A 12,063-nucleotide genomic window follows, 5' to 3' on the forward strand; every position below is an offset into this window, starting at 1 on the left:
TTTGTATTTGGCTGGCGGGGAGCGGCTCGGCCGCTCCCGTATCATTGATCTTGGCTGGCTCAGGCGGCGACGGCTTGCACTTCCATGGCGGCGTCGGCTGCCATTTCGATCAGCGCGCGCTTATATTCGTTCGGGAAGACCTTCACGAACTTGCCGCGCGCCGCGGCCCAGTCGTCGAGCAGGACGCGGGCGCGGGTGCTGCCCGTGTGCTTGAAGTGACGCTCGATCAGGCGCTTGAGGATCACTTCATCGGCTTCCGGCGCGCCGTCGCGGTGCTGCGTATGCCAGGCGTCGCGGTCGACATGCTGTTCCGCTGCGGACACGACCTTGTCCAGGCTGACCATGGCCGTGTTGCACTTGCTGGCAAAGTCGCCGGCCGGATCATAGACATAGGCGATGCCGCCCGACATGCCGGCCGCGAAGTTGCGTCCCGTATTGCCCAGCACCACCACCGTGCCGCCCGTCATGTATTCGCAGCCATGGTCGCCCAGGCCCTCGACCACCGTGGTGGCGCCCGAGTTGCGCACGGCAAAGCGTTCGCCTGCCACGCCATTGAAGAAGGCTTCGCCGGCGATGGCGCCGTACAGCACCGTGTTGCCGATGATGATGTTGTCCACGGCCCAGCCACGGAATTCCGTATTCGGCCGCACGATGATGCGTCCGCCGGACAGACCTTTACCCACGTAATCGTTGCCCTCGCCCACCAGGTCGATCGTGATGCCGTGCGCCAGGAAGGCGCAGGCCGACTGGCCCGCCGTGCCTTGCAGCTGGATGTGGATGGTGTCGTCCGGCAAGCCGGCATGGCCGTATTTCTTCGCCACTTCGCCGGACAGCATGGTGCCCACCGTGCGGTTGACGTTGCGCACGGGCGAGATGAAGGAAACGCGCTCGCCCTTTTCCAGCGCCGCGCGCGCCTGCGCGATCAGCTTGTGGTCGAGCGCCTTTTCCAGCGCGTGGTCCTGGTGTTCCACGTGGCGGCAAGCTTGCTCGCCCGTCGTTTCCGGCTTGTGGAAGATGGCCGAGAAGTCCAGGCCCTGCGCCTTCCAGTGCGAAATCGCCTTCGATTTGTCGAGCAGGTCGACCCGGCCGATCAGTTCATCGTAGCTGCGGATGCCCAGCTGCGCCATCAGTTGGCGGGCTTCTTCGGCAACGAAGAAGAAGTAATTGACGACATACTCGGGCTTGCCCGAGAACTTGGCGCGCAGCACCGGGTCTTGCGTGGCCACGCCCACCGGGCACGTATTCAAGTGGCATTTGCGCATCATGATGCAGCCTTCGACCACCAGCGGCGCCGTGGCGAAACCGATCTCGTCGGCGCCCAGCAGGGCGGCGATGACCACGTCGCGGCCCGTCTTCATCTGGCCGTCGGCCTGCACGCGGATGCGGCTGCGCAAGCCGTTCAAGACTAATGTTTGTTGTGTTTCAGCCAGACCCAGCTCCCAGGGCGTGCCCGCATGCTTCACGGACGACAATGGCGAGGCGCCCGTGCCGCCGTCATGGCCGGCGACGACGACGTGGTCGGCTTTCGCCTTGGTGACGCCGGCGGCGACCGTGCCGATGCCCACTTCCGACACCAGCTTGACGGAAATCGAGGCGCGCGGATTGGCGTTCTTCAAGTCATGGATCAGCTGCGCCAGGTCTTCGATCGAATAGATGTCGTGGTGCGGCGGCGGCGAAATCAGGCCCACGCCCGGCACGGAAAAGCGCAGGCTGGCGATGTATTCGGACACCTTATGGCCCGGCAACTGGCCGCCTTCGCCCGGTTTCGCGCCTTGCGCCATCTTGATCTGGATCTGGTCGGCCGAGTTCAGGTAGGCGGCCGTGACGCCGAAACGTCCCGAGGCCACCTGCTTGATGCGCGAGCGCATGGAATCGCCTTCCTGCAGGGGAATATCGACGACGATCTGCTTGCTGCCCACGATGGACGCCATGGTGTCGCCCTGGCGGATCGGGATGCCCTTCAGTTCCTGCGTGTAGCGGTTCGGATCTTCGCCGCCCTCGCCCGTGTTCGACTTGCCGCCGATGCGGTTCATGGCCACTGCCAGGGTCGCGTGCGCTTCCGTGCTGATGGAGCCGAGCGACATGGCGCCCGTGGCGAAGCGCTTGACGATTTCCTTGGCCGGTTCCACTTCGTCGAGCGGGATGGCCTTGGTCGGGTCAAGCTTGAACTCGAACAGGCCGCGCAGGGTCAGGTGGCGACGGCTCTGGTCGTTGATGATTTGCGCATACTCCTTGTAGCTGGAGAAATTGTTGCTGCGCGTGGAGTGCTGCAGCTTGGCAATCGCGTCCGGCGTCCACATGTGGTCTTCGCCGCGCACGCGGAACGCATACTCGCCGCCCGCGTCAAGCTTATCCATCAACACGGGATCGTCGCCGAAGGCCAGCGCATGCAGGCGCAGCGCCTCTTCCGCCACTTCAAACACGCCGATGCCTTCCACGTTCGAGGCCGTGCCCTTGAAGTATTTGTCCACCAGCGACTTGTTCAAGCCGATGGCTTCGAAAATCTGCGCGCCGCAGTACGACATATACGTGGAAATGCCCATCTTCGACATGACTTTCATCAAGCCTTTGCCCACCGCCTTCGTGTAGTTATAGATGGCTTTGTCGCCGGACAAGTCACCGGGCAAGCCGTGCGCCAGCTCGACCAGGGTTTCCATGGCCAGATACGGGTGGACGGCTTCCGCGCCATAGCCCGCCAGCAGGGCGAAGTGGTGCGTTTCGCGGGCCGAACCCGTTTCCACGACGAGGCCGGTGGAGGCGCGCAAGCCCTTGCTCACCAGGTGCTGGTGCACGGTGGAGGTGGCCAGCAGCGCGGGGATCGCCACCTGGTCGGCGCAGATGGCGCGGTCCGAGACGATCAAAATGTTGTGGCCGGACTTGACGGCGTCGACGGCTTCCGCGCACAGCGAGGCCAGGCACGCTTCCACGCCTTCCTTGCCCCAGGCCAGCGGGTAGCAGATGTCCAGTTCGTACGACTTGAACTTGCCGCCCGTGTGGGCGCTGATATTGCGCAAGCGCGCCATGTCGTCAAAGCCCAGCACGGGCTGCGCCACTTCCAGGCGCATCGGCGGGTTGACGTTGTTGGTATCGAGCAAGTTCGGTTTCGGGCCGATGAAGGACACCAGCGACATCACCATCGCTTCGCGGATCGGGTCGATCGGCGGGTTCGTCACTTGCGCGAACAATTGCTTGAAGTAGTTATACAAAGGCTTCAATTTGTTCGACATGACGGCCAGCGGCGAGTCATTGCCCATCGAGCCCGTCGCCTCTTCGCCGGCCAGTGCCATCGGCGCCATGAGGAATTTCAGGTCTTCCTGCGTGTAGCCGAACGCCTGCTGGCGGTCCAGCAGCGACGGCTGGGCCTTTTCGCCCTGGGCGCGGTCCAGTTTCGCTTGTCCTTCGGCCAGCTTGATCTCGTCGAGCTTGATGCGCACCGAGTTGATCCACGCCTTGTACGGCTTGGCGTTGGCGTAGGTGTTTTTCAATTCCTGGTCGTCGATGATGCGGCCCGCTTCCAGGTCGATCAGGAACATTTTGCCAGGCTGCAAGCGCCATTTCTGGATGATTTTCGATTCCGGGATCGGCAGCACGCCCGATTCGGACGCCATCACCACCAGGTCGTCGTCCGTGACGATGTAGCGGGCCGGGCGCAAGCCGTTGCGGTCCAGCGTGCCGCCGATGTGGCGGCCGTCCGTGAACGCCATGGCGGCCGGGCCGTCCCACGGTTCCATCATGGCCGCGTGGTATTCATAGAAGGCGCGGCGGTTGTCGTCCATCGTCGTGTGGTTTTCCCACGCTTCCGGAATCATCATCATCATCGCCTGGGCGATCGGATAGCCGGCCATCAGCAGCAGTTCCAGCGCATTGTCGAAGCAGGCCGTGTCGGACTGGCCTTCATAGATCAGCGGGAACAGTTTCTGCAGGTCGTCGCCCAGCACGGCCGACTTCATCACGCCTTCGCGCGCGCGCATCCAGTTGAAATTGCCTTTCACCGTGTTGATCTCGCCATTGTGCGCGATCAAACGGTAGGGGTGGGCCAGCGGCCATTCGGGGAAGGTATTCGTCGAGAAGCGCTGGTGCACGAGGGCCAGGGCCGAGATGCAGCGCGCATCCTGCAAGTCCTTGTAGTACACGCCCACCTGGTCGGCCAGCAGCAAGCCCTTATAGACGATGGTACGGGCCGACATCGACGGCACGAAGAATTCCTTGCCGTGCAGCAGTTTCAAGGCCTGGATGGCGTGGCCCGATGATTTGCGGATCACATACAGTTTGCGCTCGAGCGCGTCGGTGACCATGATGTCCGGGCCGCGGCCGATGAAAATCTGGCGGATGACCGGTTCCTTGGCGCGCACGGTGGGCGACATCGGCATGTCCGTATCGATGGGCACGTTGCGCCAGCCCAGCACGACTTGTCCTTCGATGCGCACGGCGCGTTCGATTTCCTGTTCGCAGGCGATGCGCGACGCGTGTTCCTTCGGCAGGAAGACCATGCCCACGCCGTATTCGCCAGGCGGCGGCAATTCCACGCCCTGCTTGGCCATTTCTTCGCGGTAGTACTGGTCGGGAATCTGGATCAGGATGCCGGCGCCATCGCCCATCAGCGCATCGGCGCCCACGGCGCCCCGGTGATCGAGGTTTTTCAGAATCAGCAAACCCTGTTCGACGATCGAATGGGTCTTGTTGCCCTTGATATGGGCGACGAAACCGACGCCGCAGGCATCGTGTTCATTGGCTGGGTCGTACAGGCCTTGCGCTTTCATGGGCTTCTCCGCTGCGTATGGATATCGAAAAACTAGAGTAGTGCAACGCAACAAAAAACTCAACCAGAACAATTAGGGTCGGAGTCGAATTAAATTGGTTTGCGTCTCCCGCAAAATTTAATAGGGACATAGTCGAAGCCATTTCAATAAATCGTCAGAATGAAACCATTTTTGTTTTAAATGCGAATGCTTTTCAATTGGCGTCCGATGCGGCCACGGTTTTGCGGGGACGGCCCCGCTTGGCAGGCAGTACTTGCCGCTGCATTTTCAGTTCCAGCGCCTGCTTGAACGCGTCGGAACCCAGGGGCCAGCCCTTCAATACAGCCTGTTCCACCACCTTGACCTGGCTGCTGCCCAGGCCCTGCTCGAACAGGCGCAGGTACGCCGCTTCGCGGTCGAACGGCGTGTTGCCCAGCGCCCAGTACAGCGCATGGTCGGTGATCACGGGATCGGGGCGCACGCCCGCATGGTGGGCATAGCTGGACCAGCTGTAATCGAGCGCCTGGCCCGCCAGGCCCGTCTGCACGGGCACGGACTCCAGGTAGCGGCAGCAGGTGAGGAAGAAATTGTCGGGATCGATGACGGAAGTTTTGTAGCGTCCCTGCCACAGCGCCCCTTCACGGCCGTATTTTTGATTGAAATACGGCACGTAATAGCGTCCCAGCCACTGCATCAGCTGTCCCAGGCCCGTCGCATCGCTGGGGGTGGCCAATAAATGTAGCTGATCGGGCAACAAAACATAGGCGTGGATGGCCACCTTGAACATTTTCGCGCCCGTTTTCAGCCAGGACAAAAATTGCGCGTAATCGAGTGCATCCTGGAACACGCTCTGGCGGTTGCTGCCGCGCTGGATCACGTAATGGGGCAGTGCGGGAATGATGAGGCGGGGCAAACGGGCCATGGCAGAAATCATGAAATGAAGGCTAAGGCCTTGATTTTACACACTTGCGCGCGCAGGACGCGACTCTGACCCTGTTTTATTTGAAATACCTGAAAAAGCGATTGACTCTGTCCCTTGATTTGAGAACAGGATGCTCATGCCCCCTCACAAACACTAAGTGAATAGTTCCAGCGGCCACCATTGTCGAGACAGCTGTCGATTTTCCATTCCTGACGCAGCCACAGGACAGCACTGGACGCCCCAACGATCAGCAACAGCCCAAGCAGGAAACGCAGTTTCATGTGGACCGCTCTGGCGATCAGGACAAATTGAAGCTGGCCGACAGGCTGTAGCCCTCGCCATACGCGCTGCGCAGCGGCAAGTCCTGGCCCAGGCCTGTCTTGGCTTTCTTGCGCAGCCGGTACACGAGCATGTCGACCCGGCGGCCCGCATCGGGGTCTTCGCCGCCCATGCCGGCCACGATGACGTCGCGCGGCACGGGGCGGGTGTTGATGGTCAGCAGGTGCAGGAAGTTGAATTCCTTTTCCGTCAGGGCGATGACGGCGCCCATCAGTTCAAGTTGGCGAGCGCTCACTTTCAAGGTCCACTTGCCCGGCTCGGGCACGGGGTCCTGCGGGCCGACGCGGCGGTCGAGCGCCTCGATGTGGGCCGCCAGCTCGGGGAACTTGATCGGCTTGGTCAGATAATGGTCGGCGCCCAGGCGCAAGCCGAGGATGCGGCTGTCGAAGGCGACGCGCCCCGTCAGCACCAGCACGCCGATTTGCGGATACAGCTGGCGCATGCGGGGGATGACATTGAAGCCGTCTTCATCGGGCAAGCCCAGGTCGAGCACGACCACGCCCACATTTCCATGGCTCAATGCAGTCCACATGCCGCCAGCGGAGCTGGTGATATGCACTTCGTGCTCGAGCTCAACGAGGAATTCCGCCATGTCTTCGGCGTAGTCCAGATTGTCTTCGACGATCAATATTTTCGTCATTGCTACGCCATTCTTTGTTAGTAAGCAAACCGTGGGCAAACCATGCCATTCACTTCTGCACCATGATGGACGGGCTGATAGGTTTACGTCAAGGAATTATCACGGTTGACTTCAGCGGAAGCAAGGCTTTTCCTTGTCTAGACAGGAAGCGGCAGCCAAATCCGGAAAACTGCCCCGCCTTCGGGCAGATTATGCCCCTGCAAACTCCCGCCATGCACGTCCACGACGGCGCGGGCCATGTACAGTCCGAGGCCCGCGCCCGGATGCGCGGCATGGGTTCCGCGGAAACCTTTTTCGAAGATATGCGCCAGTTCCGCCTCCGGCACGCCGGGACCCTCGTCGCGCACGCACAGTTCCACGCCGCCGGCGCTGGCCCGCCGTCCCGCCACGGTGATGCTGCTGCCCGGCGGGCTGAACTTGACGGCGTTATCGAGCAGGATTTTCAGGCACAGGGCCATGCCGGGCACGTCGCAGCGCAGCCGGGCCGGCAAGTCTTCATCGAGTTCCAGCCGCACGCGGTGGCTGGCGGGCACGGTGGCGGCCGCCTGCTGCAGCAGGGCCAGCGGCGCGATGCCGTCGGCGGCCCGCTCGCGGCCGATGGCCGCCATGCGTTCGGGCGACAAATAATCATCGATCATGGCCAGCAGACGGTCGACAGCCGTCTGGATTTTCACATAGCGCTTGCGCGTGGCCTCGTCAGCCTCGGCGGAAGTCGACACCAGGCGCTGGATGGCGCCGTCGATGGTGGCCAGCGGCGTGCGGAATTCATGCGACAGCATCGAGGCGAAACGCTTCTGCTCCTGTTCCCGCGCCGCTTCCTGCGCGTGCGCCGCGCTGACGTCGCGCACGCTGCCGGCGAGGGTCACGCCGCGCCCGTGCGCGGCTGGCAAGATGGTCGAGCTGATTTCCAGCGCCAGCGCATGCCCGTCGGCGTGCGCCAGTGCCACTTCGCGCAGCAAGGTCACGCGGCTGGCGTCGCCGTCGCGCCAGCGCTGCAAGCGGGCCGGCACATCCGCCGCCAGGCGCGCCGCGTGTTCGCGCAAGGCAGGCAAGTCGTGGCCCGTCAGGCGCTGCGCGGCGGGGCTGATGTAGATCAGGTCGAGGGTGGCGGCGTCGAGCAGGAAAACCGCGTCGCGGCCGTGTTCAAGCAGCAGGCGGAACTGCGCTTCGCCCCCGCGCGCGCGCAGCAGGGCGCGGCGCAGCTGGACGAAACGCAGCGCCATGAGGATGGCGCCGGCAAGCAGCAGTAAAAGGAACGGCAGGAAGGGCAGCATGCTTTACACCTGGCAAGATCAAAACGCCAAGTATAGAGCTTGCCACATGGTTAATCCTCGAGCGGGGCGAAAATCTGCTGCAAGTCTTCCTGCGTGAGGGCCATCTTCTGCGATTCGCCTTCGGCCAGGATCGATTGCGCCAGCTCCGATTTCTTTTGCTGCAGCAGCTGGATCTTTTCTTCCAGCGTGCCCTTCGCGATCAGTTTATACACGAACACGGGCTTGTCCTGGCCGATGCGCCAGGCGCGGTCCGTGGCCTGGTTTTCCGCCGCCGGATTCCACCACGGATCGTAGTGGATCACCGTGTCGGCCGCCGTCAGGTTCAGGCCCACGCCGCCCGCTTTCAGGCTGATCAGGAAGATGGGCACGGCGCCCTGCTGGAAGGCCGCCACTTGCGCGCCCCGGTCCTTCGTCTCGCCCGTCAGCAGGGCGTAGGGAATGTCGCGCGATTCCAGCTCTTCCTCGATCAATTCCAGCATGCTGGTAAATTGCGAGAAGACGAGGATCTTGCGCCCTTCGTCGAGCAAGTCTTCCACCATCTGCATCAGGTCGAGCAGCTTGGCCGAGCCGGCCGACTGCTTCTTGGCCGGCAGCGATTTCACCAGGCGGGGGTCGCAGCACACTTGCCGCAGTTTCAGCAGCGCTTCGAGAATGACGATCTGGCTGCGCGCCACGCCCTTCTTGTCGATTTCTTCACGCACCTTTTGATCCATCGCAAGACGCACGGTTTCATACAGGTCGCGCTGCGGCCCCGTCAATTCCACCTTGCGCACCATTTCCGTCTTCGGCGGCAGTTCCTTGGCCACATTGTCCTTCGTGCGGCGCAGCAGGAACGGCTTGATGCGGCGGTTCAGCAGCATGCGCCGCAGCGGGTCGTCCTGGCGCTCGATCGGATGGCGGAACTGCGTATTGAAGGTCTTCTCGTCGCCAAGCAAGCCCGGCAGCAGGAAGTGGAATTGCGACCACAATTCGCCCAGATGATTTTCCAGCGGCGTGCCGGACAGGCACAGGCGGTGGCGCGCGCGCAGCAGGCCCGCGCTTTGCGCCGCCTTGCTGCGCGTATTCTTGATGTAGTGCGATTCATCGAGGATGACCAGGTGGAAATCATGCTCGCGCAGGGTTTCCTCGTCGCGCGGCAACAGCGCGTAGGTCGTCAGCACCAGGTCGCACTGGTCGATCTGGTCGAATTGCTGGGCGCGGTCCTTGCCTTGCAGCAGCAGCACCTTCAGGCCGGGCGCAAATTTTGCCGCCTCGTCCTGCCAGTTGCCCATCAGGCTGGTCGGCGCGATGACGAGGGCCGGATGCGTGAGGCGGCCCGCTTCCTTTTCCACCAGGATATGCGCCAGCGTTTGCACGGTCTTGCCGAGGCCCATGTCATCGGCCAGGATGCCCGCTAGGTCGTGGTCGCGCAGGAATTGCATCCACGCCAGGCCATCGGCCTGGTAGTCGCGCAGGGTGGCCTGCAGGCCGGCCGGTGCCGCCACTTTCTGCACGGAACCGAACTGGCTCAGCTTGCGGCCCATGGCGCGCAGCTGCTCGCCGCCCGTCCATTGCAGCTCCAGGCCGCGCGCCAGGTCTTCCAGGCGCGCCGCGTCCAGGGTCGACATGCGCACGGCATGCCTGATCTTGTCGCCGAAATACAGTTCGCCCAGGGTACTGAGAATGGGACGCACGCGGCCCCACGGCAGCGCCACGCGCGTGCCGTCCGGCAAGGTCGCCAGCATCTGGTCATCGTCCGCATGCGCTTCGATGACTTTCGGGTTGAAATCGTTGGGCGCGTTGCGGATCAGCTGCACCAGCACGGGCAGCAGCGGCACGCGCTCGTGGTTGACGACGATGCCCAGCTCCAGCTCGAACCAGGCGTTGCCGCTGTCCGGGTCCTGGTCGTCGATTTCCGCGTACCAGTCGCCCACGTCGCTCACATCGTAGCGGTACTTGGCCGTCTTTTCCACGATCCAGCCCTGCTCCAGCAAGGCGTCGATGCCGGACTCGGCAAAACGCAGCCATTCCGCCTGGGAAGGCAGCAGCAAGGCGCCTTTCAGCCCGCTCAAGGGGGCCGAGCCCGGCTTCTTGAATTGCAGCTCGGCCAGGGTGGCCAGGGCGCGCGCCTCGTCGACCGTATTTCTCTGGATAATTTCCGTCACCTCGCCCACTTGCCGCACCACGCGCTGCGACGGATCGAACGAGACGCGCTCGCCATCATAGTCGTAGGACAGCACGGCGAAGTCATGCCAGCGCTGCAGGCTGCCGTCGGCCAGCATGGCGCTGTCGAGCAGCAACACCGGTTGCGCCGGCACGTCCTTGCGCAAGCGCTGCGGCAGCGGTTGCGGCAGCGGCATCAGGTGCTGCAGCCCCTGCGCCAGCAGCAGTTGCGACACGCGCACCTTGTCGTTCGCGTTCAGGGGCGGCGCCTGCGCCACCAGCGCCTGCAGGTCGGCCAGGGAAATGTCGGAGCCGCCCTGGTTCAGTTCCAGCACGCCGCACGACAGGTTGTCGATGTACCACGGCGGGTCCGTGGGCAGCATGTAGTCGATCTGGTCGGCGCCATGGTGCTTCGCGCCTTCCGGCGGGTCCACTTGCCAGCCCAGGCGCATGGTCTTGCCCTCGTCGCGCCAGAACAGGCGCGCCGGGCGCACGGGACCTTCCTTCAATGGATACACGAGGCCATTGCCGACGTCGGCCCAGGAATTGGCCCACAGCAATTTATCCTGCTCGGCCAGCATTTTCAGCAGGGCCGCGCCCACCTTGCCTTTCGGTTCCGTGGCGCTGCCCGTCTGCGAGTTCTGCCCGCTGCGCATGGCCACGAAGAAGCGCACGAGGTCTTCATCGGCCGGCGTCAAAAACGTGGGCGGCGCCGACAGCAGGGAAAAGATTTCGCTGATGGGCGAAGCGGCCGCCACGTCGCCGTTCGGCCGCAGGCGCGCCTTGTACAGGCACAGGGCCACGTGGCGGCCGCCGCTGGTGGGCGCCAGCACGTAGATCAGGCGATGCGCGTTGAGTTTGGGATCAGGCTCGGCTATCGTCAGCACGGCCTTCGGATGAGCGGCAGCCTCCACCCGCTGCAGCCAGGTGGCGACGGCATACGGCAAAGGCGCTCCCGGCGTACTGGCCGGGGCAACTGGGGTTTCACTGGTTTCGTCGCGGGTAAAATCCATGGGGCGCATTATTGTGTAAAGGTCGTATCCAAATCGGCAACAGGCAATATTATCCGCCATACAGGCGTTGCTGGCTTGATTCACACACGCTCTTTGAGCAGTTTTAATGCGCGATGCCTAAAAAATAAGTATTTAATACGACACTCTTGCCGCGCAGGCGGCAAAAATGGCCCGCCGTCGGCCATTTCCGCCGCCTGCGGGCGACTTATCAGGCTGGCACGCTTTCTTCTTCCGTCACGCTGGCGGCCGCCTCTGGGGCGGCTGGCGCCGCATCGGCCGGCGTAAAGTTGCGCAGGAACAAGAAAAACTGGCCCATCATCTGCGTCCACAATTGCAGATTGATATTCAGGTACTCCTTGCTGACGCCGCCGGCGACCAGCACATCCATTTCCAGCACGACGAAATCGCCATGCTGGGCCACGCGGGCGAAGCGCTTGCTGCGGTGCCATTCGGCCAGCAAGCCGGCCGGCAAGTCGCCGCCCTGCACGCGCAGCGGGCAGCTCAGGGTCAGGTCCGCATACTGGCCCGGCGCAGCTTCGTTACCCCACAGCACCTGAAAGCCGATGCCGTGGCTGGCGCTGTGCAGGCGCACCACGCCGTCGTGTTCGATGCTGGTGACGGCGCAGCCGGCCGTCTTGATGGCGTCGGCCATTTGCTCGGCATTCAGGGTGGTCAGCAAGTTATTCGTGTTTTCCATCGTCATTCCATTCATTTCAAAAAAAAGTCAATTTATTGGGGTGCCGGCGCGGGCACGGCAGGCGTTTCTGTTTGACGCGCATCAAAGCGGCCCTGGTACAGCTGGTCGCCATACTGCTGGGCGATTTGTTCCAGCTTGACCCGGCTTTGCGCGGCGAACGGCTGGCGCGCCTTCATGACGCCCAGCACGTCGAGCGATTCATACGCTTGCAGGATTTCTTGCCCGGTTGCATACAGCTGGGCATTCTTGGCTTCGCAGCGCGACAAGGCGCCACGCTGCGCCGCCACTTCGCCGTCC

General features: G+C 63.0%; 7 protein-coding genes and 1 pseudogene. All 8 read right to left on the reverse strand.

Annotation, left to right across the window (positions count from 1 at the left end; translation table 11 throughout):
• Positions 1 to 59: 59 nt before the first annotated feature.
• On the reverse strand, positions 60 to 4,760 hold the full coding sequence (locus tag CBW50_RS19280; RefSeq protein WP_086147046.1) for a glutamate synthase-related protein: 4,701 nt from the start codon (positions 4,758 to 4,760) through the stop codon (positions 60 to 62).
• Between the two features lie 193 nt (positions 4,761 to 4,953).
• The gene (locus CBW50_RS19285) at positions 4,954 to 5,661 is read right to left on the reverse strand and encodes a transposase (RefSeq protein ID WP_086147053.1); all 708 of its coding nucleotides are present in this window, start codon (positions 5,659 to 5,661) and stop codon (positions 4,954 to 4,956) included.
• A 134-nt stretch (positions 5,662 to 5,795) separates the two neighbouring features.
• Entirely contained in the window at positions 5,796 to 5,942 is a 147-nt protein-coding gene (locus CBW50_RS29455) for a hypothetical protein (protein ID WP_172404819.1), read from the reverse strand.
• 17 nt (positions 5,943 to 5,959) lie between these two features.
• A complete protein-coding gene (locus CBW50_RS19290; RefSeq protein ID WP_034753797.1) occupies positions 5,960 to 6,640 on the reverse strand; it encodes a response regulator transcription factor in 681 nt (226 codons plus the stop codon).
• Positions 6,641 to 6,777: 137 nt separating this feature from the next.
• Positions 6,778 to 7,914 carry a PAS domain-containing sensor histidine kinase gene (locus CBW50_RS19295; protein ID WP_086147047.1) on the reverse strand — a complete coding sequence of 379 codons (1,137 nt, stop codon included), beginning with the start codon at positions 7,912 to 7,914 and terminating at the stop codon, positions 6,778 to 6,780.
• Between the two features lie 50 nt (positions 7,915 to 7,964).
• Positions 7,965 to 11,069, reverse strand: a complete 3,105-nt coding sequence (locus CBW50_RS19300) for a DEAD/DEAH box helicase (RefSeq protein WP_086147048.1) — start codon at positions 11,067 to 11,069, stop codon at positions 7,965 to 7,967.
• A 208-nt stretch (positions 11,070 to 11,277) separates the two neighbouring features.
• Positions 11,278 to 11,766 carry a YbjN domain-containing protein gene (locus tag CBW50_RS19305; RefSeq protein ID WP_226936350.1) on the reverse strand — a complete coding sequence of 163 codons (489 nt, stop codon included), beginning with the start codon at positions 11,764 to 11,766 and terminating at the stop codon, positions 11,278 to 11,280.
• A 32-nt stretch (positions 11,767 to 11,798) separates the two neighbouring features.
• Positions 11,799 to 12,063, reverse strand: a pseudogene (locus tag CBW50_RS19310) (hypothetical protein); the annotation flags it as partial.

It is taken from the genome of Janthinobacterium sp. GW458P (assembly GCF_002127585.1).
Lineage (GTDB): Bacteria > Pseudomonadota > Gammaproteobacteria > Burkholderiales > Burkholderiaceae_D > Janthinobacterium.